We start from the raw sequence: 22,384 nt of genomic DNA on the forward strand, positions 1-22,384 counted from the left end.
CATTGCGAAAACGTGAATTGCGTTTTGGCCGAATTGGCGTATTTTGTTTGTATACAAATGAGTTGAGCGACCCCGCGGCACCTTATCCTGTGCGCTTGGGGTTGTTTTTCGTTTTTTCGCAAGCCAGCTTCAGGACTGCCCAAATGACAGAGCACAGCCTCTGGCGTTTCTCGCGCGCATTGCACCGCGCGATCAACGACCGGCATTTCGAGGACATCGAGGCCCTGATCGACGAGGACGTCGAGTGGGCGCTGTACGGCCCGATCGACATGTTTCCGTTCCTCGGCGCGCGCCAGGGCAAGGACGCCGTGCTCGACGTCATCCGCCAGCTCGCCGACAATTTCCAGGTCCGCCGCTTCGACCGCGAGAGCATCATGCTCGGCGTCGATTCCGCCGCCTCGATGCTGCGCTATTCGCTGACCGCGATGGATTCCAGCAAGCCGATCAGCTTGCGGGTGGCGCAGTTCGCACAGTTCAGGGCGGGCAAGCTCACCAGCATGCGCGTGCTGATCGACACGTTTGATCTGGTCGAGCAGGCACTCGGCCGCGCCATTCATCTGCCGAAGATGACCAGCGTCGGCTGAACGGAACACCAACGGGCCCCGCACTTCGGGACCGATGACTGATGCTCCCCGCGACGCGTCCTGGCCTCCAGCCCCGCCGGATGCAATCGTGGAGAAGCTCGTCATCGGGCGCGCGCCTTTCGCGCGGCCCGTTGGTTCGCGTTTGATGGAACCGCCACAATTTCGCAACGATGGTTCCGCATCCTCGGCGGGAACTGGGCTGACGGGCAGGACGATGGAATTCGCGACAAGGTTTGGCTGGACCAGGCTGCCGATGCTGGCGGCCGCTTTCATCCTGGGATCGGTGCTGACGGTTTCGGCGCAAATCATTCCGCCCTTCTCCCCCGGCCCGGCCGCAGTGTCCGACGAGGACTCCGAAGCGGCGGAGGCCCCTGATGTCAACGACCCCGACGTGCTGAGCGGCATCGACGTCGACAAGCTCGACTGGGGCCAACTCGCGATCGACGCCGGCACGCTCAACGACATCGTCGCCGCCAAGAAGCGTGCGCAGGCCGCCGCCAAGGACGGGCTGAACTGGACGACGAACGCCAACGCCAACGGCTCCTCGGCGGTGACTGTGAAGCAGTCCGTATCCTCATTCTGGGACGCCCGCATCGGCGCCGACATGACGGTAACGAGCGAGCCGCGGACGATGTCGGAGCTGCTGGCGCAGAAGGCCACCAATGGCGGCAGCGTGCCGCAATCGTCCGGCAGCGCCTGGGCGGCCGCGACCGCGCCGGGCGCGGGCGCGATCTGGGACAAGACCGCGGTCGAAGCCCGCGTCGATCCCGGCGCCGAACAGAGCAAGCTCGGGGCGTCGCTGGTCAAGTCGGTGCCGCTGTCGGGCGACACGTCGCTGACGCTCCAGAACGGCTACAGCGTCAATCAGCAGGGCACCACGGCGCTCCCCGGCGTCGGCGGTCACATCACGCGCAATTACGAGACCGAGCAGTCGGCCAAGGTTACGCTCACCGACACCGGCACCAGCATCACCGCGGGCCAGTCGCTGTCGACCACCGACGACAAATGGCTGCGCAAGGTCGGCGCCGAACAAAAGCTCTTCGACAACGTCACCGTCTCCGGCTCGGTCGGCGAAACCTCGCAAGGGGCGATCAACAAGAGCCTGACGGCGGGTTTCAAGAAGAGCTGGTAGCTGGGCGCTGATCTTTCTCCTCATCCTGAGGAGCGCTCCAACGGAGCGCGTCTCGAAGGATCGAGGCCCCCGCTGCCACAGTTGGGCCTGCATGGTTCTCGCGGCGGTGCGCAGCACCGTCCGCCGCGCGCTTCGCGCTCCTCACCATGAGGAACCAGAAAGTTCTCCGCGGCCGCGTTCAGGCTTCCGTAACCATACGCCACGGCAAAGCCCCCGAATGGACCGCCCTTGCCGCACCTCGGCCAAGTTGCGGCCAAAATCCGACGCCCTAGTCCCAGACCGACGTCGTCGTGCGGGGGACACTCGCGCTGCGCTCAACGCGAACAGGGGAACAACGATGAACGCCATGCGTCCGGAAAAGACCGAAGGTACCGAGACCGAGACCATCGACACCAACCTCGCCGCCGTGACGGAAGTCGAAGCCGGCATCCGTGACTTCGTCCGCAACGACATCGCCTATCTGCGCCGTCCGGCAGCGACCGCCACGGACGCGCCGCCGCTCGATCCGAGCGCGGAGGCCACCGTCACCAACGTCAACTCGCTGATCCAGCGCGTCGCCGGCACCTCGCTCGCCGAGATCGAGAATTTGATCTCCGAGCTCGAGAGCCTGCGCGACCTGCTCCATGCCGAAGGCCAGCGCGTCCAGCGCGAGATCTCCGGCTACGCCCAGCTCAGCCAGGCCGCGATGAAGTCGACCCGCATGATCGCCGACAACGTCTCGCAGTGGAAGCGCGCCGCCGACGGCCTGCGCAACAGCTGATCGCCGACATCACGCATCACCGGCCGCCGCGTTCCGAAAGGGGCGCGGCGGTTTTGATTCGTGGGAGGCATCAATGTGGCGTCATCATCCGCGAAGGCGGATGATCCAGTATTCCAGAGGCGGTGATGTGAAACCGAGACGCCGCGGCGTACTGGATGCCCCGCTTTCGCAGGGCATGACTGCGGAGGGTTTGAACTTCCCGCATCCCCCCGGCGACTAACGCCAAGCGCTCTTGCCATCGCGGCCGCGCCTGGGGACATGTCATGGAAAGCATTCGGCCCGACACCACCGACCCGATACCGCTGCGACCTGCGCCGAACCAGTTCGGCACGATCATGCTACGTTTTGTCGGATTGCTGGCGGTTGCGATCGCGATCTTGGCGTTCGTCTATAGCCGCTGAGGCGGAGCCTGATGCCGGCCCCGCGGAGTTAACGAAATCTTACCGGGTGGCTTCCACGGTCGAGGCTTCCAGGGTGTAGGCACCATCGGCATAGCCCTTCACCACCATGCCGGCGACCAGCATCACGGCCAGCGTGGCGGTAGCAAAGATAAATCCGACCAGCTTGAGTGCGCCGCGGTCTGCCATGGTCCTCGTCCCCTGTACTCTGCCCAGTTCGTTCAAATAGACAGCGACAGGTTCATAATTGGTTAGCAACTCGATGGTTCCGCGCATTGCTCCGCGGGAAAACCATGTTGCGCAGGCTTATGGCAGCCACTTGGAATCGCGTCCATAGCGCGGGGGCAACACTCGCACGCTGTTTTTGCCGTTCATCCTGGAACGAATCTAACCGCCGTTCACACGCATCGGCACGAAGGCGGTTGCGGTGATGGCGTAGACGTCCTCGCCGCGCTGGTTGGTGCCGGTGGTGCGCGCGGTCAGGATGCCCCAGCCCGGTCGCGAGGCGGAGCTGCGCTTATCGATGACGACGTTGGCATAAGTGACGATGTCGCCGGCGAGCACCGGCCTGATCCAGCGCAGATCGCGAAAGCCCGGCGACGGGCCCCACACCGCGACCTCCTCGCCGCGCGAAGCGGCCTCCCGCGCCAGACGTTGGCCGTCGGCGACAAGCAAGCTCATGCAGGCCGAGCCGACATGCCAGCCCGAGGCCGCGAGCCCGCCAAACAGCGAGTTCTTGCCCTCCTCCTCGTCGAGGTGAAAACGCTGCGGATCGAATTTTGCGGCGAATGCCTTGATCGACTCGGCCGTGAACGTATAGGCGCCGATCTCGCGGCGATGCCCAATCTCGATCTCCTCGAAAAACGGCATCAGACCGCCCCCTCGCGCCGCTTGATCAGGATCGGTGACGTCATCTCGCACAACGCCTGCCCCGCCGCGTTACGCACGGTGCATTTGAACTTGACGATGCCGAGCTCCGGCCGGCTCTTCGAGGCGCGGGCCTCCACGACGTCGACGTCGAGCATGAGGTCGTCGCCGGGTCTGAGCGGCGACAGCCAGCGCACTTCATCGACGCCGGGAGAACCCAGCGAAGCGGCGCGGGCAATGAAACCGTCGGCCATCATCCGCATCATCAGCGAACAGAGATGCCAGCCCGAGCCGGACAGGCCGCGCAGCATGCTTTTGCCGGCGGCCTCCTCGTCGAGGTGCATCGGCTGCGGATCGAACTCGGCGGCAAAGGCCACGATCTCGTCGCGCGTGACATGGCGTGGGCCGAATGTTCCGAACCGGCCGGGCGGGAAATCTTCGAAGGTCAGGGTCATCTTGGGAAAGGTTTGAGGGAATGACAGATTGTGGCCGCACTTTGCGGCAATCTCAACCCGCCGGCCCGCATGGCTCGTGCTACATTCGGCGCACCGGCGTTGATGTTGAGTCGGATCGATCAGGGGCCACGATCCATTTGCAAGGCCCGACGACACCTGAATTGCCCTGGGGAGAGCAATGTTTTCATTCAGCGACCTGTTTCAATGGGACCGCTTCATCACGCCGACCATCATCAAGACCTTCTACTGGCTGGTGATCGCGCTGATCTGCCTGTTCGGCCTCTCCGGCATCTTCTCCGGCCTCGCGATGATGGCGATCAGCCCGTTCGGCGGCTTCCTGATGCTGCTGTCGTCGATCGCGAGCGTCGTCGTCGGGATCGTGTTCTCGCGAATTCTCGCCGAGCTGATCCTGATCATGTTCCGCATCAACGAGCATCTCGGCGCGATCAGGGATCAGGGCGGCGGCGTGCGGTGAGCCCGTCATTCCGGGGCGCCTCGCAGAGGCGAGCCCGGAATCCATCGAGCCTCAAGACAAGTGGATGAATGGATTCCGGGCTCGCGCTTCGCGCGCCCCGGAATGACAACGTCAGCTTACGTATTGAACCTGAAATGCATCACGTCGCCGTCGGCGACGACGTATTCCTTGCCTTCGAGGCGGAGCTTGCCGGCATCGCGGGCGCCGGCTTCGCCGCCGAGCGCGACGTAGTCCTCATACGCGATGGTCTCGGCGCGGATAAAACCCTTCTCGAAGTCGGTGTGGATCACACCGGCCGCGCCCGGCGCCTTGGTGCCGCGATAGATGGTCCAGGCGCGCGCTTCCTTCGGGCCCACCGTGAAATAGGTGATGAGGTCGAGCAGCGTGTAGCCGGCCCGGATCAGGCGATCGAGGCCGGCCTCTTCGAGACCCAGCGTCTCCAGGAAATCGGCGCGTTCGTCACGCGAGATGGTGGCGATCTCGGATTCGATTTTTGCCGAGATGACGACGGCAATGGCGCCTTCCTTGGCGGCCTGGTCCTGCACCGCCTTCGAAAACGAATTGCCTGATGCGGCCGAGCCTTCCTCAACGTTGCAGACGTAGAGCACGGGCTTGGACGAGAGCAGGCCCAGCATCCCGAAGGCACGCTCCTCCTCGGCCTTGCGCTCGACCAGGCGCGCGGGCTTGCCCTCGCGCAGCAGCACCAGGGTGCGATTGACGAGGTCGAGCTGCTCCTTGGCGTCCTTATCGTTGCCCTTGGCCTTCTTGGACAAATTGTCGACGCGCTTTTCGAGGCTGTCGAGATCGGCGAGCATCAGCTCGGTCTCGATGGTCTCGATGTCGGCGAGCGGGGCGATCTTGCCCTCGACATGGGTGATGTCGGAATCCTCGAAGCAGCGCACGACATGCGCGATGGCGTCGACCTCGCGGATGTTGGCGAGGAACTGGTTGCCGAGGCCTTCACCCTTGGACGCACCGCGCACGAGGCCGGCGATGTCCACGAAGGTCAGCCGGGTCGGGATGATCTGGCCCGACTTGGCGATCGCTGCGAGCTTGTCGAGCCGCGGATCCGGCACCGCAACCTCGCCGACATTCGGCTCGATCGTGCAGAACGGATAGTTCGCCGCCTGCGCCGCGGCCGTTTCGGTCAGCGCGTTGAACAAGGTCGATTTGCCGACATTGGGCAATCCGACGATCCCGCATTTAAATCCCACGAGCGTTATTCCTTGCCGTTGTCGTCCTTGGTCAAAAATCCCTTCGCCTGCATGGCGAGGTGCACCCTGTTGGCGAAGGTCGCGTCCGTGCCTTTGGCAACCAGTGCCGCGTGCTCGGCCACCGCGTCGCAGAGCGTCGCCACCCAGTCGTTGTCGGCTTTGGCGAAGTCGGACAGCACGTGGCCGTGCACCAATTCCTTGACGCCGGGATGACCGATGCCGAGCCGCACCCGGCGGTACTCGTTGCCGATATGGGCGGAGATCGAACGCAGGCCGTTGTGGCCGGCGATGCCGCCGCCGATCTTCACCCGCACCTTGCCCGGCGGCAGTTCGAGCTCGTCATGGAATACGGTGACGTCGCCCGGCGCGATCTTGAAGAAGCTTGCCGCTTCCTGAACGCTGCGGCCGGACTCATTCATGTAGGTCATCGGCTTGAGCAGGATCACGCGTTCGGTGCCGAGCGCGCCTTCCGAGGTCTCGCCCTGAAACCTGCGACGCCAGGGCGCGAAACCATGACGTCGCGCGATCTCATCGACGGCCATGAAGCCGACATTGTGCCGGTTACGTGCGAATTTCGGGCCGGGATTGCCGAGCCCAACAAACAGTCGCATGACGCGGCGCGCCCCTCGCTCGGCGCGCGGTCAGGGACCGCGCGCCAGCTTTGAGAGATTACTTCTTCTTGTCGCCGCCGGCGGGAGCCTTGGCAGCCGGAGCCTTGGCAGCCGCTGCCGGAGCAGCACCCGCAGCAGGAGCGGCAGCACCAGCCGCCGGAGCAGCAGCACCCGCAGCAGGAGCAGCAGCAGCCGCCTTCTGCTCTTCAGCGTAGCCGGACGGCGGCACGATGGTGACGAGGGTCGCGTCCTCGGCGGTCAGCGCCTTTACGCCGGCCGGCAGCTTGATGTCGGAGAGATGCAGCGAGTGGCCGATTTCGAGCGAACCGACGTCGGCCTCGATGAACTGCGGGATGTTCTCCACGCCGCACTCAAGCTCAATCGCATGCGCAACGATGTTCACGGCGCCGCCGCGTTTCACGCCGGGCGAACCTTCAGCCTTCACCACGTGCAAGGGAACGCTGATGCGGATGGTGGCGCCTTCGCCGAGCCGCATGAAGTCGACGTGGATCGGGAAATCCTTGACCGGATCGAGGTGGTAGTCGCGCGGAATCACGCGGTGCTTGTTGCCTTCGAGGTCGATGTCGACCAGCGTGGTCAGGAACCGGCCGGCGAGGATGCGCGAGCGCAGTTCGCGATCGTCAACCGAGATGGTCAGCGGGGGCTGGTTGTTGCCATAGATCACTCCGGGCACTCTCCCGGCGCGACGCTCAGCCCGGGCGGCCCCCTTGCCGCTCTTCGGACGTGCGGTCGCCTTCAATTCCTTGACGGTCGCCATAACGTTAAGTCCTTGTTTTTGCAAAAGTTAATGGGCCGCAACGCGGCCCATGGCATACGCCGCAGCAAGCCTCCAGGGGTGCGGGGGCTGCGGACGTGGCGGGCTTTTACCCGGAAGACGCGGAAATGACAAGGAGAATGGGGTGCCGGAAGGAACCGGATCCGCCCGGACGGAGCCGGCGGAGCTACCCGCCGAGCTTGGCCTCCAGCGCCGCGATGCGCGCCTTCAGAGCCTCGTTCTCCTCACGCGCCAGGCGCGCCATGTCCTTGACCGCCTCGAACTCCTCGCGCTTCACCAGGTCCATGTCGCGAAGGAATTTTTCGGCCTGGGTGCGCATCACCGTGTCGAACTCGCGCTTGACGCCCTGCGCGGCACCGGCGGCGTCGTTCATCAGGCGGCCGATCTCGTCGAAAAACCGGTTGTTGGTCTGGGTCATGTCGGTCTCCTGGCGGCTTTCGATGAACTCTGCGCGAACGCGAGGGGAGACAATGGCAATCCGATCGGGCCGGTTCAAGGGCCGATCGGCGGTATCCTTGTCATGCCCCGGTTTCCTTGCAATCGTACTGAACGTCCCTGCATAAGAAGAATCACAAAAGGCGTTCGAGATGATCGACCAGCAGATCGCGATCCCTACCAAGGACGGTCACACCGCAACCTTCATCAGCCATCCCGAACGCGGCGGGCCGTTTCCGGTCATCCTGTTCTACATGGACGCGCCGGCGATCCGCGAAGAGCTGCGCGACATGGCGCGCCGGCTGGCGACATCGGGCTATTACGTGATGCTGCCGAACCTCTATTACCGCTCCGGGGTGATGGAGCTCGGCGCGCTGCCGGCCGATCCGAACGCGCCGGAGCGTAAGCGCATGTTCGCACTGATGGGATCGCTCACGATCCCCATGATCATGGACGACACGCGCGCGCTGCTGACCTACGCCGAGAGCCAGGCGGCCGCGAACACCAAATTGATCGGCACCGTCGGCTACTGCATGAGCGGCCGCTACGCCGTCAACGCCGCCACGCATTTCCCCGATCGCGTCAAGGCCGCCGCCTCGGTCTACGGCACGCAGCTCGCAACCGACCAGGATGACAGCCCGCATCTCGCGGCCGCCAAGACCAAAGCCGAACTCTACTTCGCCTGCGCCGAGACCGACATCTACGCGCCCGCCGAGATCATCGAGAAGGTGAAGCAGGGCATGAGCGGCGCCAAAGCCGAAGTCGAGATCTATCCCGGCACCCACCACGGCTTCGCCTTCCCCAAGCGTCCGGTCTATGACCGCGACGCCGCCGAGCGGCATTGGGAGCGTCTGCTGGCGCTCTATCGCCGCAATCTCGTGTGAGCAGGATGGATCAGCGCATCCGCGGACTCGGTGCACCTCTCCCGCTTGCGGGGGAGGTCGGCGCGAAGCGCCAGGTGGGGGCTCTCTCCTCACTGGGAGTCTTTCGGCGGAAACACCCTCTCCCCTACCCTCTCCCGCAGGCGGGAGAGGGGGCGCAGCTCCGTCGGGGCCGCAGCTTGCCCTCCAGTCTCTAGAAGCAAGGCGCGATGCCCTTTCTGCTCATCGACTTTCCCGCCTTCAAGCCGATCGCAATCGAGATCGGTCCGTTCGCGATCCGCTGGTATGCGCTGGCCTACATCTGCGGCATCGTGTTCGGTTGGCTCTATGCGCGCTCGCTCCTGAAGAAAGAGCGTCTGTGGGGCGGCCCGGCGCCGATGTCGCTGGTGCAGATCGACGACTTCATCCTGTGGGTCACGCTCGGCATCATCCTCGGCGGCCGCACCGGCTATGTGCTGTTCTACAATCTGCCCTTCTTCATCGACCATCCCGCAGCGATCTTCAGGCTATGGGAAGGCGGCATGTCCTTCCACGGCGGTTTCCTCGGCTGCGTCGTGGCGGTGATGTGGTTCGCTTATCGCAACCGCATTTCGATCCTGTCGCTCGGGGACATCACCACAGCCGTTGCCCCGGTCGGGCTGCTGCTCGGCCGCATCGCCAATTTCATCAATGGCGAATTGTGGGGCCGCGCCGCCGACCCGGAGCTGCCCTGGGCGATGATCTTCCCCAACGATCCCACCCAGCTGCCGCGTCATCCGAGCCAGCTCTATGAGGCCGGCATGGAGGGCATTTTGCTGTTCGCGGCCCTCGCGATCATGATCCGCTTTGGTGCCCTGAAACGGCCGGGCATGATCCTCGGCGCCTTCATCCTGATCTATGGTCTGAGCCGGATCGCCGGCGAGCATTTCCGCGAACCGGACGTCCAGCTCGGCTTCCTCTGGGGCGGATTAACCATGGGCATGCTGTTGTCGATCCCGATGCTTATTGTGGGCGGCATACTTATTGTATTGGCAGTGAGGCGCGGTGCGCCGAAGCCCGCAGGTGCTATTCGTTAATTTCTTCTGAGAAGATAGGCCGTGACCGACCAGCCGTTACTCGACGAGATCAAGGCGCTGATCAAATCCTCAGGCCCCATGCCGGTCTGGCGGTACATGGAACTGTGCCTGATGCATCCCCGCTATGGCTATTACGTCTCGCGCGATCCGTTGGGACGAGAAGGCGACTTCACCACCGCGCCCGAGGTCAGCCAGATGTTCGGCGAGCTCCTGGGCCTGTGGACCGCCTCGGTGTGGAAGCAGATGGGCTCGCCGCAATTCCTGCGGCTGATCGAGCTCGGGCCCGGCCGCGGCACCATGATGGCCGATGCGCTGCGTGCGCTCCGCGTGCTGCCGCCGCTCTATCAGGCACTCCACATCCACATGGTCGAGGTCAATCCCGTCCTGCGCGAGCGGCAGAGTGCGACGCTGTCGGGCGTGCGCAACATCGCCTGGCACGACAGCATCGACGACGTGCCGGACGGACCGAGCATCATCCTCGCCAACGAATATTTCGACGTGCTGCCGATCCACCAGATGGTGCGGCACGAGAACGGCTGGCACGAGCGCGTAATCGAGGTCGACGCCAACGGAAAACTTCAATTCGGCGCGGCGGCCGAGCCGACGCCGCGCTTCGAGGTGCTGCTGCCACCCCTGGTGCGCGCCGCGCCCGTCGGGGCCGTGTTCGAATGGCGGCCCGATGCGGAGATCATGAAGCTCGCCAGCCGCGTGCGCGACCAGGACGGCGCGGCGCTGATCATCGATTACGGGCATCTGCGCAGCGATGCCGGCGACACCTTCCAGGCGATCGCGCGCCACACCTTCACCGATCCCCTGAAGGCGCCGGGCCAGGCCGACGTCACGGCCCATGTCGACTTCCAGGCGCTCGCGCGCGGGGCGGAGGACGTGGGCGCCCGCGTGCACGGGCCGGTGACGCAGGGCGATTTCCTCAAACGCGTCGGCATTGAAACCCGTGCCGCCGCCTTGATGCAGAAGGCCGCGCCTGACGTCGCCACCGACATTTCAATCGCGCTCAAGCGCCTGACCGAGACCGGGCGCAGCGGCATGGGTTCGATGTTCAAGGTGCTCGGCATTTCCGAGCCGCGGTTGACGGGCCTTGCGGGCCTCAGCGATCTCGAACGCGCCGGAGACGGTTCATGACGGTTGCCTCCTCGCTGCTGTCTGCGGTGCCGGGCCTGCGCCACGCCTTCTTCACCCGCGAAGGCGGCGTCTCGGGCGGCATCTATTCCGCGCTGAACGGCGGGCTCGGCTCCAACGACGATCAGGCGCTTGTCGCGGAGAACCGCCGCCGCATGGCCGAGCATGTCGGCGTCGCACCGGAACGCTTTCTCAGCCTGCACCAGATCCATTCGCCCGACGTGCTTGTGGCCGACGCTCCGTGGCCGAGCGGGCCGCGGCCGAAGGGCGACGCGCTGGTGACGAAGGTGCCCGGCATCGCGCTCGGCGTCTCCACCGCCGATTGCGGCCCGGTGCTGTTCGTCGATCCCGACGCGGGCGTGATCGGGGGCGCGCATGCCGGCTGGAAGGGCGCGCTCACCGGCGTGTTGGAGCAGACCATTTCAGCGATGGAAAAACTCGGCGCCTCGCGGAGCCGCATCATCGCCGCGATCGGCCCGCTGATCCGCCAGGACAGCTATGAAGTCGGCAACGAGTTCGTGGCGCGCTTCATCGAGGCGGATGCGGACAACGCCATGTTCTTCATCCCGTCGGTGCGCGAGAGCCACGCGATGTTCGACCTCGCCGGCTTCATCCGCAAGCGTCTGGAAGACGCGGGCATCCTGATGATCGACGATCTCGGTCTGGACACCTACGCCGACGAACGCTTCTTCAGCTACCGCCGCTCGGTGCATCGCAAGGAGCCGGATTACGGCCGCCACGTTCACGCGATTGCGCTCGAAGCGTGAACACAAGGGCAACCCCGTGTCATTCCGGGGCTATGCCTGCGCGCGATGACAGTGGGCTGTGGCGCACCCGCCCTAGACGTTAATGCGTTTTAACGATATCGCTGCCCTCCATAATGAGGGACGCGTCATTCATCTTGCGCCGCGCGGGTTCGCGCGTGCTGGCGGTCATGCTGCTGACGGCCGCGGCCGCGCTCTGCGGCTGTGCCGGTGGGGGTGGTGCCGCGAACTCCTACGCCATGGCGCCGAGCGCCGGCTCGGGGGCGACGGTCGCGTTCGAATCGATCGACGGACCGCCGCCGCAAGTGTTCGACCGCATGGTCGGCGTGCTCGACACCGAATCCAAGCTGCGCAGCCTGTCCGTGGTCTCCCGCGAGGGGACGGCTGCCTACCGCGTGCGCAGCTACCTCTCCGCCCAGATCGTGCGCGGCAAGACGGTGATCGCCTGGGTCTGGGACGTCTACGACGCCAACCAGCAGCGGGCGCTGCGCCTTTCCGGCGAGGAACCGACTGCGGCCAAGGGCGGCCGCGATGCTGCCCGGGATCCTTGGAGCGCTGCCGACGACCTCGTGCTGCGGAAGATCGCCCAGGCCGGATTCAGCGGACTTTCCAACATGATCAACGGCACGCCGGATGCGCCGGGCTCGGCTCCCGGCTTGCGCGGGCCGGCCGTGGCGAGCGTGATCCCGGAGGCTCCGGCGGCGGAGATGCCGGCCTCGGCGCTGGGCTATGCCGAGCGATAACCCCCGCGAAACCACGGTCCCAACTTCCGGCCAAACCGTTGGCCGGACTCGGGATTTCGCAGGGAAAACGTAGCGTCCCGGGTTGCCATTGCAGCCCCCGGCCTGATATTTCCTCGCCCGTCGTAACCGTGCTTCCAGTGGGTATTGTTTGATGTTGAACATCGTGTCCAGCAAAGCGCGGGAGGAAGCGTCCATGTCGGCCAAGAACGGCTCCATCAAGCTCGTCGCCGGCAACTCCAATCCGGCTCTCGCACAGGCCATCGCGCAGGGTCTCGACCTGCCGCTGACCAAGGCGGTGGTACGGCGCTTCGCCGACATGGAGATCTTCGTCGAGATCCAGGAGAACGTGCGCGGCTCGGACGCCTTCGTCATCCAGTCGACCTCGTTCCCGGCGAACGACCATCTGATGGAATTGCTGATCATCACCGACGCGCTGCGCCGCTCCTCGGCGCGCCGCATCACCGCGGTGTTGCCCTATTTCGGCTACGCCCGGCAGGACCGCAAATCGGGTTCGCGCACGCCGATCTCGGCCAAACTCGTCGCCAATCTGATCACGCAGGCCGGCGTCGACCGCGTCATGACGCTCGACCTTCATGCCGGCCAGATCCAGGGCTTCTTCGACATCCCGACCGACAACCTCTACGCGGCGCCGCTGATGGTGCGCGACATCAAGGACAAGTTCGACCTCTCCAGGACGATGGTGATCTCGCCCGACGTCGGCGGCGTGGCGCGCGCACGCGGTCTCGCCAAGCGCATCAACACCCCGCTCGCGATCGTCGACAAGCGCCGCGAGAGGGCGGGTGAATCCGAGGTCATGAACGTGATCGGCGACGTCGCCGGCTACACGTGCATCCTGATCGACGACATCGTGGACTCCGGCGGCACGCTGGTGAACGCCGCCGACGCGCTGATCGCCAAGGGCGCCAAGGACGTCTACGCCTACATCACCCACGGCGTGCTCTCCGGCGGCGCGGCCGCCCGGATCACAAACTCCAGGCTGAAGGAGCTGGTGATCACCGATTCGATCCTGCCGACGGAGGCGGTGAGCAAGGCGCCGAACATCCGCACGCTGCCGATCGCCAGCCTGATCTCCGACGCGATCGCGCGCACCGCGGCGGAAGAATCGGTGTCGAGCCTGTTCGACTGATTTTCTTCTTCGCCTCTCCCCGTTTGCGGGCAGAGGGAGTGCGAGCGTCTACCGTCCCTTACGAGGCAGCCCCCGGGTTGTTGCCAACGACCGCCCATGACATCATCCGAATCCCGAGTCATCTCTGCCCTCTGGATGCCCGATGCCACGCCGGAAATTTGCCTGGGAGAAGCTGTCGGATGACGAGTTGCTCAAGCAACGCCTCTCCAGCCTGAGGGTTACGGTCGAAGGCACCTGGCTCGAGGACTGCGTCAGCACCCTGTACGAGGAGCTCGAGGAGCGCGGCATCCGGCTGCGGCCGCACACCTGGATGTCGAGCGAATGGTTCAGTCCGGGCGGCGTTCCCGGCATCGCCATTCCGTTCTATCTCGCTCATCCCCGCCTGATGAAGCTCGAGAAGAAGATGATGTTCGACATCGAGGGCGGAACCTGGCGCGAATGCATGGCCATCCTCCGTCACGAAGCGGGCCACGCCATACAGCACGGCTACCAGTTGCAGCGCCGCCGGCGCTGGCAGCAACTGTTCGGCCCGTCGTCGAAACATTATCCGCGCTATTACCGGCCCAATCCGGCGAGCCGCCGCTACGTCCAGCATCTGCGGCTCTGGTACGCGCAGAGCCACCCGGACGAGGATTTCGCCGAAACTTTTGCAGTGTGGCTGCGGCCCCGCTCGAACTGGCGGACGCGATATGCCGGCTGGCCGGCGCTGAAGAAGCTCGAATATGTCGACGAGCTGATGGGCGAGATCGCCGGCAAGCGACCGCTGATCACGACACGGGAACGTGTCGATACGCTGGGTCGGCTCAGCCAGACGCTCGAAGAGCACTACAAGAAGAAGCAGGCGTTCTACGCCTTCACGCCCCCCAAGACCTACGACCGCGATCTCTCCCGGCTGTTTTCAGCCGATCCACGGCACCACCGCTCAAAGCCGGCTTCGGCCCTGATCAGGCGCCACCGCTCCCAGATCAGGCAATTGGTCGCGCGATGGACCGGCGAGAATCAGCTTACGCTCGATGCCGTGCTCGACGAGATGATCTCCCGCTGTCGCGAGCTCGATCTGCGTGCCGTCGGTCCTGAACAGAAGCTCGTGCTCGACTTCATCGTCCTCGTGACGGCCAAGACGATGCACACGATGTTTGGCCCGTCTCGACGAAAATGGATCGCGCTATGAGACGTCTGCGCATTCTGGTGCTCATGCATCCGGACTTCGTGCCGCCGGACTCCAGCGACGGGCACACCGCGCAGGAAATCAACGCGTGGAAAACCGAATACGACGTGGTGAGCACCTTGCGCGCGGCGGGCCATGAGGTTCGACCGCTCGGCGCACAGGAGGAAATCAAGCCGGTGCGCGAGGCGATCGAGGAGTTCAAGCCGCACGTGGTGTTCACGTTGCTGGAGGAATTCCACAACAACGTCGCCTTCGACCAGCACATCGCGAGCTATCTCGAGCTGATGAAGGTCCCTTATACCGGCTGCAATCCGCGCGGCCTGACCCTGGCCCGCGGCAAGGATCTGTCCAAGACGCTGGTGCATCACCGCCGGATCGCTGCGCCGGCCTTTGCTGTCTTCCCGATGCGCCGCAAGGTGAAACGCCCAACGCGTCTTGCGCTGCCGCTGATCGTCAAGAGCCTGAACATGGATGGCTCGTTCGGCATCTCGCAAGCCTCGATCGTCGACACCGACGAGAAGCTGGCGGAGCGGGTTGCCTTCATCCACGAACGGGTCGAATCCGCCGCCATCGCCGAGCAGTTCATCGAGGGACGAGAGCTCTACGTCGGCGTGCTCGGCAACAACCGCTTACGCGTTCTGCCGGTCTGGGAGTTGAAATTCGGCAGCATGGGCGGCCGCTCGTCACGGCACATCGCCACCGAGAAGGCCAAGCACGACACCGACTATCAGGAGAAGGTCGGCATCGTCGACGGGCCTGCGAACGATCTGGCGCCGGAAGTGACCGCCAGGATCCAGCGGGCCGCGAAACGCATCTACCGGGTGCTTGGCCTCGACGGCTACGCGCGCATCGATTTTCGTCTCACCGCCGACGGCACGCCGTATTTCATCGAAGCCAATCCCAATCCCGAGATCGCCAAGAGCCAGGAATTCGCCACGGCGGCTCTACATGACGGGCTCAAATATCCGGCTCTGCTGCAGCGCATCCTGGCGCTCGGGATCAGCCGCGCCAAGGCGGGAGTGTCACTGGGGTGATGACGGGGGCGATCGCCCCTCATCCTTCGAGACGCGCTTCGCGCCCCTCGGGATGAGGGATGGTCGTTGCGCGGCGTTACACGATTCCCGCCGCGACCTGGCCGCGCAGGCGTTCGAGCCCGAGCAATGTCTCCGCACAAGCGGCCGCCACTTCGACGCCCTTGATTGCAAAATGCCTGCGGAAGAAATCGTAGTGCACCTCGGTCTCGTGGAATTGCTGCGGCGTCAGCACCGCGGAGAACACGGGCACCTCAGTACGCAGCTGCACGTCCATCAACGCCTTGATCACGGTGTCGGCGACGAACTCATGGCGGTAGATGCCCCCGTCGACGACGAGGCCAGCCGCGACGATCGCGGTGTAGCGTCGTGTCTTGGCGAGAATCTGCGCATGCAGCGGGATCTCGAACGAGCCCGGCACCTCGAACACGTCGACATGATTGAGGTGGCGCGCCTCGGCCTCCTTCACGAAGGCGATGCGGGCCTCCTCGACCACGTCGCGGTGCCAGCAGGCCTGCACGAAGGCCACCCGCTGCGGTTTCGCGAAGCGCGGATGGTCGGGCACCGGATCCTGCGGAACCGGCGGTGGCGTTTGGGTTGGTTGGGCGGTTTCGGCTTTGGAAGTTTGGACTTGGGGGTCTTGCAACATCTGATTCATGGCTTTCCTCAGTTAAGGACCAGAATCAGGGCACACGGAACGACAAACAGCCGCATCCTGCGATGCGTCTGCCACCGACCGTTCTCTTTCATCCGGACTTTAACCGTCGGCTTCGGAGTTACACCGAATCTGCTGACCCTTCCCCTCAGCAACACACTTTGGGGAAGGCGCTCGCGGGCTTGGACCTTTCGGTCCTTACCGCCGGTGGGGACTTTCACCCCGCCCTGAGAACATCGGCCGCCCGGGATGAACGGCCTGACCGGAAATATGACGCCGGTTCGGGGCCGCGGCAAGCGGGTTCCGCATGGGAAAACCGCATGGTCCCATGCCGCCATGGCGGTCCAGTGGGCACGCGGCGGAATTAACGATTGGCGGGCCATCGGCGAATCCGATTCCGGTTTGTTCTTCTCCGTCCGGCCCGGCCTCCCCCGCGTTAATAATTGTGGCCGAGATGAGCTGTGGACGAACGAGTCCTGACTTGTGGACGGACTCGGCAGCCAGTTGCGCAGATTCCGCAAATCACATCAGTTGATCCGCGACAAGCCCGCGCTGATCCGAACGGATCGCCTTAACGATGTTTAGGGGAGCGCGCGCCGGACCAACCGCGTGCGTATCAAAGACAACAAAAAGGCAAGAGGTCGAGACGGCATGTCCCTGCTCGAAGGCACCATCGATTCCAAAAACCATCCGCTCGCGGTGGTCGAGGATATCGCTGCCAGCAACAACTGGCCGTTCGAACGCTCCGGCGAAGACGAACTCACGATTGTCTCCAAAGGACAATGGACCGACTACCAGATCTCCTTCACCTGGATGGGAGAGATCGAGGCGCTGCATCTGGCCTGCGCGTTCGATATGAAGATTCCGGTTGCGCGGCGATCGGAGGTCCAGCGGCTCGTGGCCGCAGTCAACGAGCAGTTGTGGGTCGGGCACTTCGACCTGTGGACCACCACCGGCATGATCATGCACCGGCAGGCCCTGGTGCTGCCGGGCGGGCTCATCGCCTCCACCGGGCAATGCGAAGCCATGCTCGCCGGCGCCATCCACGCCTGCGAGCGCTATTTCCCGGCGTTCCAGTTCGTGGTGTGGGCCGGCAAGTCCACGACGGAAGCCATGGACGCGGCCATGTTCGATACGGTGGGCGAGGCGTAGGGTCTCGCCTCCCTCTCCAAGTCGTCCCGGACAAGCGGAGCGCAGATCCGGGACCCATACCGCGTGATTTCGCTGTATCGCGCCATGCTTGTTGCTCTGCCTTCCATCCATTAGAAACATGCGGGGTTATGGGTCCGGCCCCCCGTGCGCAATTGCGCACTAGGCCGGGACGACACCGAATTTGTGGTAACCACCGTGGCGAACAACACGCTCCAAAACATCACCGGCACCATCCTTCTCGCCGGCGCCGGCAAGATGGGCGGCGCGATGTTGACCGGATGGCTTTCGGGCGGGCTCGATCCGTGCCGCGTCGCGGTGATTGATCCGCACATCTCGGCCGAGATCACCGCACTTGCCGCAAAGGGGGTTGCGCTCAATCCTGATGTGGCGACGGCAGGCCAGGTCGAGACGCTCGTGGTCGCGGTGAAGCCGCAAATGTTCCGTGAGGCCGGCGCCAAGCTGAAGCCATTCGTCTCGGACAAGACCGCGGTGGTGTCGATCATGGCGGGAACCACGATCGCCTCGCTCGAGGAGGTCTGCGGCGGCGCGGTGGTACGCGCGATGCCGAACACGCCGGCCGCGATCGGTCGCGGCATCACGGTGGCTGTCGCCGCGAACAGCGTCAGCACGCCGCAACGCGCGGTGGCCGATGCGCTGCTACGGGCCACCGGCTCGGTCGAATGGGTCGACGACGAGAGCCTGATGGACGCGGTGACCGCGGTCTCCGGCTCGGGCCCGGCCTATGTGTTTCTGCTCGCCGAAGAGCTCGCGCGCGCCGGTGTCGAAGCCGGCTTGCCCGAAGCGCTGGCGACAAAACTCGCGCGCGAGACCGTTGCCGGCTCAGGTGAACTTCTCCACCAGTCGGAGCTTGCCTCCGGCACGCTGCGCCAGAACGTCACCTCGCCCGGGGGCACCACGGCCGCGGCGCTCGGCGTGCTGATGGGCGAACCAGGCCTGCGCGATCTGATGATCCGCGCGATCGCAGCGGCGACGCAGCGGTCGAAGGAATTGGCGAAGTAGCTGATCCTCATGGTGAAGAGGCGCGAAGCGCCGTCTCGAACCATGCAGGCCCGGCTCTCGCCTGTCGCGATCCTTCGAGACGACCGCTGCGCGGTCTCCTCAGGATGAGGGCAGAGCAACCGGCTCCTAGCTCGCCCCCAGCCGCTTGTTGAACATCGCGACATTAATGAGCCCGCGCGCATGGCGGCCTTCGCCGAGCTTGCGCGAGCCCTCGAAGGCCTCGACCTCGAAGCGGATGACGCGGCGCTCGACTGCGAAAACCTTCGCGCTGGTCCGCACCGTCGCGCCGACAAGGGCTGCTGCAAGATGGCGGATATCGACCTCAGTGCCGACGGTGACCCAGCCCGGCTGAAGGACGCTGCGGATCGCATCGCCCGACGTCATCTCCATTTCCAGAATCATCATCGGCGTCGCATAGACCATCGGCATGCCGGGCACGAAATGCCCGACCGTGCGCTCCACCGGCACCACCAGCGTGCGCTCGGCGCTCATGCCGGCCTTGATGAAGTCACGTGCGTCCATGGGGCCTCCCCCCGTCGTCCTGGACAAGCGCAGCGAAGCGAAGCGCCGATCCAGGACCCCATTACCCCGACTGAACATTGTCATGCGCGGTCTAAACCACGACCTGCCGTAACAACTGCCGCTTGGGGTAATGGGTCCTGGCTTTCGCCAGGACGACAGTTGCGTTTGCAGCTATAGCAGTCGCTACTTCTTCGCAGCCGCCGCGCGCTCCACGAACGTCTTGCCGCCCTTCATCTTGTGACGGAGCGGGGCTTCGTTGATCTGGATGACGACGGCGTCGGCGTCGACGCCGAGATTCTTCACCAGTGCCTGGGTGATGTCGCGCATCATGCCGGACTTTTGTTCGTCGGTGCGGCCTTCGGCCATGCTGACGGTGATCTCAGGCATTTTTCTCTCCCTTGGGGCCGAACACCGGCCATTGACGGTCGCCATCAAACAGGAGGTGGATGCCCGGGACAAGCCCGGGCATGGCGGCGTCAGCGAATGGCTAGCCCCAGCTCACGTCATGACGCGCCAACACATCGCGCACTTTGGCGACGAGGTCGGCCTCGCTGCACGAGAACTGCGCAGGGCGGCTCTCGCGCCATTCCTGGTTGGAAGCGATCGCGGCCGCCGCCTTCGCGCCCTCGATCAGATCCTTGATTTGTACCTCGCCACGCGCTTTTTCATCCGAGCCCTGGATGATGACGCAAGGCGCATTGCGGCGGTCGGCATATTTGAGTTGGTTGCCCATGTTCTTGGGATTGCCGAGATAGAGCTCGGCGCGGATGCCGGCGGTTCGCAGGCTTGCAACCATCTTCTGGTAGTCGGCGACGCGATCGCGGTCGAACACGGTGACGACGACGGGGCCGAATTCCGGCCGGGTGTCGAGCTTGCCGAGCAGCGTCAGCGCTGCCTGAAGGCGCGACACGCCGATGGAAAATCCGGTCGCCGGCACCGGCTCGCCGCGGAAGCGCGAGACGAGACCATCATAGCGGCCGCCACCGCCGACCGAGCCGAAACGGACCGGGCGGCCCTTGTCGTCCTTGGTCTCGAGCAGCAGTTCGACCTCGTAGACGGGGCCGGTGTAATATTCGAGGCCGCGCACCACGGACGGATCGATCTTGATGCGGTCTGCGCCGTAACCCGACGCCGTCACCAGTTTCGCAATTTCTTCCAGCTCGCTCACGCCAGCCTGACCGACTTCGCTCTTGGCGAGATAGGTTTCCGCCGCGGCGATCGCCTCTTTCCAATCGTCGCGCGGTTTGGTGATGGCCAGCACAACGTCAGCCTCCGACGCGTTCAGGTTGGCGCCCTTCGTGAAGTCGCCCTTGCCTTCTTCGCCGCCATCCCATCTGCCGGGACCGAGCAGTTTGCGCACTTCCTCGGCAGGAAACTTGTCGAGCTTGTCGATTGCGCGCAACACGGTCAGTCTGCGTGCTGCGTTCTCTTCGCCGCCGAGTCCGATTGCTTCCAGAACGCCGTCGAGCACTTTTCGGTTGTTGACCTTCACGACGTACTGGCCGCGCTGAACACCAAGCGCCTCCATCGTGTCCGCGGCCATCATGCAGATCTCAGCATCCGCCGCAGGCGTCGCCGAGCCGACCGTGTCCGCGTCGAACTGCATGAACTGGCGGAAGCGACCGGGGCCGGGCTTCTCGTTTCGGAAGACGTAGCCGACCCGGTAGCTGCGGTAGGGCAGGACCAGACCGTCGGTCCCGTATCGCTCGCCAACATAGCGGGCGAGCGGCGCGGTCAAATCGTAGCGTAGCGAGATCCACTGCTCGTCGTCGTCCTGGAACGAGAACACGCCCTCGTTCGGACGATCCTGGTCGGGCAGGAACTTGCCCAGCGCGTCGGTGTATTCCATCGCCGGCGTTTCCACGGGCTCGAACCCGTAGAGCTCGTAGACGGAGCGGATCTTCTCCAACATCTCGCGCGTCGCCCGGATCGCGGCGGAATCGCGATCCTCGAGCCCGCGCGGCAGGCGTGCCTTCAGTTTCTGCGGTTTTTTGGGTTTTTCGGCCATGCGCGGCATTTACCAGCCGACGCGCAAGGCGGCAACTACCGGGTGGTCGCTTACGGCTGCTCCATCCGGGCCCGAAGCGCATCCGCATCCGCCTTCGGCAGCGACTTCAGCGTCGGCTTGATGGTTTCGCCGCCGACGATCTTCCCGTTGCGCATGAACATCCAGTCCGAGATGTCGGCTTCGCTGAACTTGACCTCGTCGGCTGCCCGCTTGCCGGGGAGATCGCGTGGCTCATTGGCGAAGAGGCCGGAATAGCCCCCATTCGGCAGCTTCTTCACCTCGGCGATCCAGATGTGCTCACCGCCCTTGCGGGTCGAAAAGTGTACCTTCAGGGCGTGCCCTGTCTCTGACGGTTTCGGCGCCTCGTAGGAGGCCCAGAAGGTCGGCAGCGTGCCACGGGCGCGCGCGATCGCGGTGTTCATCTCCGGATCGGTGGTGCGCACGTCGACGACGGGCGAACGGGCCTCAGCTGAGACATCCGGCTTGGGGCCGATGGTCAGAATGCCGAAGACAGTGACGCCGGCGATTGCGGCGAGAACGGCCCATTTCAGGGGTTGGGGAAGAGTGGATGCCATGGTCGCGATGTCCGGATGGATGAATATCTCCGGGCTTTGTCGCGGGAACGTGGCGGGGCGTTCATGGCCGTCGCCGCAAGCAGAGGCAACGGAAGAGAGATTGTTCCGCGCCCAAGGCCTACGGCTGCTCCATCCGGGCCCGGAGCGCGTCGGCGTCCGCCTTCGGCATGGATTTGAGCAGCGGCTTGATGGTTTCGCCGCCGACGATCTTGCCGTTGCGCATGAACATCCAGTCCGAGATGTCGGCGTCCTTGAACGCGGCGAGGTCTCCCAACCGCTTTCCTGGCAGATTGCGCGGCGTATCCCCAAACCGCGCTGCATATTCCCCACCCGGAAGCTTCTTCACTTCACTCATCCAGATGTGCTCGTCGTTCCCGGTGCTCGGAAATCGAACCTTGAGAGTGTGCTCCGTCTCCGTTCGCTTTGGTGCTTCATAGGAAGCCCAGAAGACAGGCAGGGTAGCGCGTGCGCGAGCGATCGCGGCATTCATCTCGGCGTCCGTGTCGGCCACGCTGATGACCCGGTCCGCCACCTCGACCGCCGGCCCGGGACCCAATGTTAGAATGCCGAATAGAGCGACTGCCGTTACGACAGCGGATACGGCCCATTTGATTGGCTGGGAGAGAGGGGCAGGCATGTCGCGAGGTCTGAGAGGCTTGATGTCTCGTCATCCTCGCACAGTTGCAGTGATGGATTCAACAACTAAAGGTTAGCGCCGTTCGTGCAAACGCGGCGCACTTCCTTCGCAGGAAGGTGCGCTGCGGACCCGTTTCGCGAGCTCGGCCCCGCGCTCAGCCCA

At 64.5% G+C, this 22,384-nt stretch carries 28 protein-coding genes and 1 riboswitch; of the genes, 15 read left to right on the plus strand and 13 right to left on the minus strand.

Features of this window, described 5'->3' with window-relative positions; translation table 11 throughout:
- Positions 1 to 143 precede the first annotated feature (143 nt).
- From AC0L3S_RS07500 to AC0L3S_RS07515, 4 genes are all read left to right on the plus strand, one after another.
- The gene (locus AC0L3S_RS07500; protein ID WP_473262601.1) at positions 144 to 584 is read left to right on the plus strand and encodes a nuclear transport factor 2 family protein; all 441 of its coding nucleotides are present in this window, start codon (positions 144 to 146) and stop codon (positions 582 to 584) included.
- Positions 585 to 798: 214 nt separating this feature from the next.
- Positions 799 to 1,716, plus strand: coding sequence for a hypothetical protein (locus AC0L3S_RS07505; protein ID WP_473278595.1), 918 nt, complete (start codon positions 799 to 801; stop codon positions 1,714 to 1,716).
- A 337-nt stretch (positions 1,717 to 2,053) separates the two neighbouring features.
- Positions 2,054 to 2,476 (plus strand): hypothetical protein, encoded by a 423-nt coding sequence (locus AC0L3S_RS07510; protein ID WP_007614810.1) that lies wholly within the window; start codon positions 2,054 to 2,056, stop codon positions 2,474 to 2,476.
- A gap of 263 nt (positions 2,477 to 2,739) precedes the next feature.
- A complete protein-coding gene (locus AC0L3S_RS07515) occupies positions 2,740 to 2,877 on the plus strand; it encodes a hypothetical protein (RefSeq protein WP_007614812.1) in 138 nt (45 codons plus the stop codon).
- 39 nt (positions 2,878 to 2,916) lie between these two features.
- Here AC0L3S_RS07515 and AC0L3S_RS07520 read toward each other — a convergent pair whose 3' ends face one another.
- The 3 genes from AC0L3S_RS07520 to AC0L3S_RS07530 all read right to left on the minus strand — a co-directional run bounded on the left by AC0L3S_RS07520 (position 2,917) and on the right by AC0L3S_RS07530 (position 4,196).
- Positions 2,917 to 3,063: a hypothetical protein gene (locus AC0L3S_RS07520; protein WP_007614826.1), complete on the minus strand. Its 147-nt coding sequence runs from the start codon at positions 3,061 to 3,063 to the stop codon at positions 2,917 to 2,919.
- A gap of 198 nt (positions 3,064 to 3,261) precedes the next feature.
- Positions 3,262 to 3,744 carry a MaoC family dehydratase gene (locus AC0L3S_RS07525; protein WP_473278596.1) on the minus strand — a complete coding sequence of 161 codons (483 nt, stop codon included), beginning with the start codon at positions 3,742 to 3,744 and terminating at the stop codon, positions 3,262 to 3,264.
- The gene (locus AC0L3S_RS07530) at positions 3,744 to 4,196 is read right to left on the minus strand and encodes a MaoC family dehydratase (RefSeq protein ID WP_473278597.1); all 453 of its coding nucleotides are present in this window, start codon (positions 4,194 to 4,196) and stop codon (positions 3,744 to 3,746) included. Before AC0L3S_RS07530 ends, AC0L3S_RS07525 begins: the two co-directional genes overlap by 1 nt.
- A gap of 178 nt (positions 4,197 to 4,374) precedes the next feature.
- Here AC0L3S_RS07530 and AC0L3S_RS07535 point away from each other — a divergent pair, with 178 nt between their 5' ends.
- Positions 4,375 to 4,671, plus strand: a complete 297-nt coding sequence (locus tag AC0L3S_RS07535; protein ID WP_473278598.1) for a DUF4282 domain-containing protein — start codon at positions 4,375 to 4,377, stop codon at positions 4,669 to 4,671.
- A gap of 116 nt (positions 4,672 to 4,787) precedes the next feature.
- Here the strand turns inward: AC0L3S_RS07535 and ychF are convergent, their stop codons facing one another.
- The 4 genes from ychF to AC0L3S_RS07555 all read right to left on the minus strand — a co-directional run bounded on the left by ychF (position 4,788) and on the right by AC0L3S_RS07555 (position 7,710).
- Entirely contained in the window at positions 4,788 to 5,885 is a 1,098-nt protein-coding gene (ychF, locus tag AC0L3S_RS07540) for a redox-regulated ATPase YchF (protein ID WP_247489249.1), read from the minus strand.
- Between the two features lie 5 nt (positions 5,886 to 5,890).
- Positions 5,891 to 6,496 (minus strand): aminoacyl-tRNA hydrolase, encoded by a 606-nt coding sequence (gene pth, locus AC0L3S_RS07545; RefSeq protein WP_473278599.1) that lies wholly within the window; start codon positions 6,494 to 6,496, stop codon positions 5,891 to 5,893.
- Between the two features lie 58 nt (positions 6,497 to 6,554).
- On the minus strand, positions 6,555 to 7,274 hold the full coding sequence (locus AC0L3S_RS07550) for a 50S ribosomal protein L25/general stress protein Ctc (RefSeq protein WP_473278600.1): 720 nt from the start codon (positions 7,272 to 7,274) through the stop codon (positions 6,555 to 6,557).
- Positions 7,275 to 7,458: 184 nt separating this feature from the next.
- Entirely contained in the window at positions 7,459 to 7,710 is a 252-nt protein-coding gene (locus tag AC0L3S_RS07555) for an accessory factor UbiK family protein (protein WP_007596812.1), read from the minus strand.
- 169 nt (positions 7,711 to 7,879) lie between these two features.
- Here AC0L3S_RS07555 and AC0L3S_RS07560 point away from each other — a divergent pair, with 169 nt between their 5' ends.
- From AC0L3S_RS07560 to AC0L3S_RS07595, 8 genes are all read left to right on the plus strand, one after another.
- A complete protein-coding gene (locus AC0L3S_RS07560) occupies positions 7,880 to 8,611 on the plus strand; it encodes a dienelactone hydrolase family protein (RefSeq protein ID WP_473262597.1) in 732 nt (243 codons plus the stop codon).
- 206 nt (positions 8,612 to 8,817) lie between these two features.
- On the plus strand, positions 8,818 to 9,663 hold the full coding sequence (gene lgt, locus AC0L3S_RS07565) for a prolipoprotein diacylglyceryl transferase (RefSeq protein ID WP_473278601.1): 846 nt from the start codon (positions 8,818 to 8,820) through the stop codon (positions 9,661 to 9,663).
- A 21-nt stretch (positions 9,664 to 9,684) separates the two neighbouring features.
- The gene (locus AC0L3S_RS07570; RefSeq protein WP_063993930.1) at positions 9,685 to 10,803 is read left to right on the plus strand and encodes a class I SAM-dependent methyltransferase; all 1,119 of its coding nucleotides are present in this window, start codon (positions 9,685 to 9,687) and stop codon (positions 10,801 to 10,803) included.
- Positions 10,800 to 11,567 (plus strand): peptidoglycan editing factor PgeF, encoded by a 768-nt coding sequence (pgeF, locus tag AC0L3S_RS07575; protein WP_473278602.1) that lies wholly within the window; start codon positions 10,800 to 10,802, stop codon positions 11,565 to 11,567. The genes AC0L3S_RS07570 and pgeF overlap by 4 nt, the downstream gene beginning before the upstream one ends.
- Positions 11,568 to 11,680: 113 nt before the next feature.
- Complete coding sequence (locus tag AC0L3S_RS07580; RefSeq protein ID WP_473278603.1) at positions 11,681 to 12,307, plus strand: hypothetical protein; 627 nt, start codon at positions 11,681 to 11,683, stop codon at positions 12,305 to 12,307.
- Between the two features lie 193 nt (positions 12,308 to 12,500).
- Positions 12,501 to 13,454, plus strand: a complete 954-nt coding sequence (locus AC0L3S_RS07585) for a ribose-phosphate pyrophosphokinase (RefSeq protein ID WP_007596822.1) — start codon at positions 12,501 to 12,503, stop codon at positions 13,452 to 13,454.
- 142 nt (positions 13,455 to 13,596) lie between these two features.
- Positions 13,597 to 14,625: a putative zinc-binding metallopeptidase gene (locus AC0L3S_RS07590; protein ID WP_473262592.1), complete on the plus strand. Its 1,029-nt coding sequence runs from the start codon at positions 13,597 to 13,599 to the stop codon at positions 14,623 to 14,625.
- The gene (locus tag AC0L3S_RS07595; RefSeq protein ID WP_473278604.1) at positions 14,622 to 15,656 is read left to right on the plus strand and encodes a D-alanine--D-alanine ligase family protein; all 1,035 of its coding nucleotides are present in this window, start codon (positions 14,622 to 14,624) and stop codon (positions 15,654 to 15,656) included. Before AC0L3S_RS07590 ends, AC0L3S_RS07595 begins: the two co-directional genes overlap by 4 nt.
- Before the next feature lie 76 nt (positions 15,657 to 15,732).
- On the opposite strand, the gene AC0L3S_RS07600 is transcribed toward AC0L3S_RS07595, so the two are convergent.
- Complete coding sequence (locus AC0L3S_RS07600) at positions 15,733 to 16,311, minus strand: 6,7-dimethyl-8-ribityllumazine synthase (RefSeq protein WP_473278605.1); 579 nt, start codon at positions 16,309 to 16,311, stop codon at positions 15,733 to 15,735.
- Positions 16,312 to 16,387: 76 nt separating this feature from the next.
- Positions 16,388 to 16,547, minus strand: a riboswitch (FMN riboswitch).
- Positions 16,548 to 16,959: 412 nt separating this feature from the next.
- Here AC0L3S_RS07600 and AC0L3S_RS07605 point away from each other — a divergent pair.
- Together AC0L3S_RS07605 and proC are read left to right on the plus strand one after the other, a co-directional pair.
- The gene (locus tag AC0L3S_RS07605) at positions 16,960 to 17,460 is read left to right on the plus strand and encodes a type III secretion system chaperone family protein (protein WP_007614845.1); all 501 of its coding nucleotides are present in this window, start codon (positions 16,960 to 16,962) and stop codon (positions 17,458 to 17,460) included.
- 195 nt (positions 17,461 to 17,655) lie between these two features.
- Positions 17,656 to 18,480, plus strand: coding sequence for a pyrroline-5-carboxylate reductase (proC, locus tag AC0L3S_RS07610; protein WP_473262722.1), 825 nt, complete (start codon positions 17,656 to 17,658; stop codon positions 18,478 to 18,480).
- Positions 18,481 to 18,606: 126 nt separating this feature from the next.
- Here proC and AC0L3S_RS07615 read toward each other — a convergent pair whose 3' ends face one another.
- From AC0L3S_RS07615 to AC0L3S_RS07635, 5 genes are all read right to left on the minus strand, one after another.
- The gene (locus AC0L3S_RS07615) at positions 18,607 to 19,002 is read right to left on the minus strand and encodes a thioesterase family protein (RefSeq protein ID WP_473278606.1); all 396 of its coding nucleotides are present in this window, start codon (positions 19,000 to 19,002) and stop codon (positions 18,607 to 18,609) included.
- A 183-nt stretch (positions 19,003 to 19,185) separates the two neighbouring features.
- Positions 19,186 to 19,434, minus strand: a complete 249-nt coding sequence (locus AC0L3S_RS07620) for a tautomerase family protein (protein ID WP_473278608.1) — start codon at positions 19,432 to 19,434, stop codon at positions 19,186 to 19,188.
- Positions 19,435 to 19,489: 55 nt separating this feature from the next.
- Positions 19,490 to 21,010: a histidine--tRNA ligase gene (gene hisS, locus AC0L3S_RS07625; protein ID WP_473278609.1), complete on the minus strand. Its 1,521-nt coding sequence runs from the start codon at positions 21,008 to 21,010 to the stop codon at positions 19,490 to 19,492.
- A gap of 50 nt (positions 21,011 to 21,060) precedes the next feature.
- Positions 21,061 to 21,585: a YegJ family protein gene (locus tag AC0L3S_RS07630; RefSeq protein WP_473278610.1), complete on the minus strand. Its 525-nt coding sequence runs from the start codon at positions 21,583 to 21,585 to the stop codon at positions 21,061 to 21,063.
- 118 nt (positions 21,586 to 21,703) lie between these two features.
- Positions 21,704 to 22,117 carry a YegJ family protein gene (locus AC0L3S_RS07635; RefSeq protein ID WP_473262586.1) on the minus strand — a complete coding sequence of 138 codons (414 nt, stop codon included), beginning with the start codon at positions 22,115 to 22,117 and terminating at the stop codon, positions 21,704 to 21,706.
- Between the last annotated feature and the right edge of the window lie 267 nt (positions 22,118 to 22,384).

It is taken from the genome of Bradyrhizobium sp. Ken01 (assembly GCF_055807355.1).

Excerpts from the sequence above, each read along its gene's own strand:
- AC0L3S_RS07630 (WP_473278610.1), bottom strand. The coding sequence starts at position 21,585 with ATGGCATCCACTCTTCCCCAACCCCTGAAATGGGCCGTTCTCGCCGCA.
- AC0L3S_RS07590 (WP_473262592.1), top strand. The coding sequence starts at position 13,597 with ATGCCACGCCGGAAATTTGCCTGGGAGAAGCTGTCGGATGACGAGTTG.
- AC0L3S_RS07510 (WP_007614810.1), top strand. The coding sequence starts at position 2,054 with ATGAACGCCATGCGTCCGGAAAAGACCGAAGGTACCGAGACCGAGACC.
- AC0L3S_RS07535 (WP_473278598.1), top strand. The coding sequence starts at position 4,375 with ATGTTTTCATTCAGCGACCTGTTTCAATGGGACCGCTTCATCACGCCG.
- AC0L3S_RS07505 (WP_473278595.1), top strand. The coding sequence starts at position 799 with ATGGAATTCGCGACAAGGTTTGGCTGGACCAGGCTGCCGATGCTGGCG.
- hisS (WP_473278609.1), bottom strand. The coding sequence starts at position 21,010 with ATGGCCGAAAAACCCAAAAAACCGCAGAAACTGAAGGCACGCCTGCCG.
- pth (WP_473278599.1), bottom strand. The coding sequence starts at position 6,496 with ATGCGACTGTTTGTTGGGCTCGGCAATCCCGGCCCGAAATTCGCACGT.
- AC0L3S_RS07500 (WP_473262601.1), top strand. The coding sequence starts at position 144 with ATGACAGAGCACAGCCTCTGGCGTTTCTCGCGCGCATTGCACCGCGCG.
- AC0L3S_RS07605 (WP_007614845.1), top strand. The coding sequence starts at position 16,960 with ATGTCCCTGCTCGAAGGCACCATCGATTCCAAAAACCATCCGCTCGCG.
- AC0L3S_RS07515 (WP_007614812.1), top strand. The coding sequence starts at position 2,740 with ATGGAAAGCATTCGGCCCGACACCACCGACCCGATACCGCTGCGACCT.
- pgeF (WP_473278602.1), top strand. The coding sequence starts at position 10,800 with ATGACGGTTGCCTCCTCGCTGCTGTCTGCGGTGCCGGGCCTGCGCCAC.
- AC0L3S_RS07595 (WP_473278604.1), top strand. The coding sequence starts at position 14,622 with ATGAGACGTCTGCGCATTCTGGTGCTCATGCATCCGGACTTCGTGCCG.
- AC0L3S_RS07530 (WP_473278597.1), bottom strand. The coding sequence starts at position 4,196 with ATGACCCTGACCTTCGAAGATTTCCCGCCCGGCCGGTTCGGAACATTC.
- AC0L3S_RS07585 (WP_007596822.1), top strand. The coding sequence starts at position 12,501 with ATGTCGGCCAAGAACGGCTCCATCAAGCTCGTCGCCGGCAACTCCAAT.
- AC0L3S_RS07600 (WP_473278605.1), bottom strand. The coding sequence starts at position 16,311 with ATGAATCAGATGTTGCAAGACCCCCAAGTCCAAACTTCCAAAGCCGAA.
- AC0L3S_RS07620 (WP_473278608.1), bottom strand. The coding sequence starts at position 19,434 with ATGGCGACCGTCAATGGCCGGTGTTCGGCCCCAAGGGAGAGAAAAATG.
- AC0L3S_RS07525 (WP_473278596.1), bottom strand. The coding sequence starts at position 3,744 with ATGCCGTTTTTCGAGGAGATCGAGATTGGGCATCGCCGCGAGATCGGC.
- lgt (WP_473278601.1), top strand. The coding sequence starts at position 8,818 with ATGCCCTTTCTGCTCATCGACTTTCCCGCCTTCAAGCCGATCGCAATC.
- AC0L3S_RS07555 (WP_007596812.1), bottom strand. The coding sequence starts at position 7,710 with ATGACCCAGACCAACAACCGGTTTTTCGACGAGATCGGCCGCCTGATG.
- AC0L3S_RS07520 (WP_007614826.1), bottom strand. The coding sequence starts at position 3,063 with ATGGCAGACCGCGGCGCACTCAAGCTGGTCGGATTTATCTTTGCTACC.
- AC0L3S_RS07560 (WP_473262597.1), top strand. The coding sequence starts at position 7,880 with ATGATCGACCAGCAGATCGCGATCCCTACCAAGGACGGTCACACCGCA.
- AC0L3S_RS07615 (WP_473278606.1), bottom strand. The coding sequence starts at position 19,002 with ATGGACGCACGTGACTTCATCAAGGCCGGCATGAGCGCCGAGCGCACG.
- AC0L3S_RS07580 (WP_473278603.1), top strand. The coding sequence starts at position 11,681 with ATGAGGGACGCGTCATTCATCTTGCGCCGCGCGGGTTCGCGCGTGCTG.
- AC0L3S_RS07550 (WP_473278600.1), bottom strand. The coding sequence starts at position 7,274 with ATGGCGACCGTCAAGGAATTGAAGGCGACCGCACGTCCGAAGAGCGGC.